Annotated in this window: 1 pseudogene; it reads left to right on the top strand. The window is 42.6% G+C overall.

What is annotated here, in order from left to right:
* Positions 1–563, top strand: a pseudogene (locus ACFINW_RS10120) (filamentous hemagglutinin); the annotation flags it as partial.

The following is a 563-nucleotide window of genomic DNA, read 5'->3' as shown; positions in this document are numbered from 1 at the left end:
GGTGTCGGGAAAAACATTGCTAAAAATGTCTTAGATCATTCAAAAGCTAAAGATTCAGAGGAAGGATATACCAAATCTGCCATTAGCGATGGCACCATCGTCATTACTGATGAAGCAGGGCAGAAGGCATTAACAGGGCAAGATGTTGAGCAAGCCATAGCCTCCCTTAATCGTGATACTGCCACCGCCCATAAAGGTGTACAACAGCTCGATGCAGGCAAGCTGGAACAAATCGTCCATGAAAACCGTGAAATGGCAACCCAACTTTTAGAAGAAGGATTTAAATACAGTGATGACTCCTATAAAACCATGTTTATCAAAGAGCACCCCATCGCTGTGGTCGACCGTGATGAAAAGGGTAATACAATCTATGAAATAGATGCAAATGGACAGTATATCAAAGACGCTCGTGGACAAAAAATCCCCAAGTTCCATTATTTAACGGATGAAGAAAAGCAGCATTTACAAGAAGGTTCTGATGGCAAGGTGCATGTGTCCTTTAATGGCATCTTTACGCCACCCTATGAAGCTGCTGTTTATGCAGAGCAACATGCGGAGAATAA

It is taken from the genome of Bartonella sp. AA18HLJMS, from assembly GCF_042197245.1.
Taxonomy (GTDB): domain Bacteria; phylum Pseudomonadota; class Alphaproteobacteria; order Rhizobiales; family Rhizobiaceae; genus Bartonella.
The sequence above is the reverse complement of the archived record's forward strand: the minus strand, read 5'-3'. Positions and strand labels throughout refer to the sequence as shown.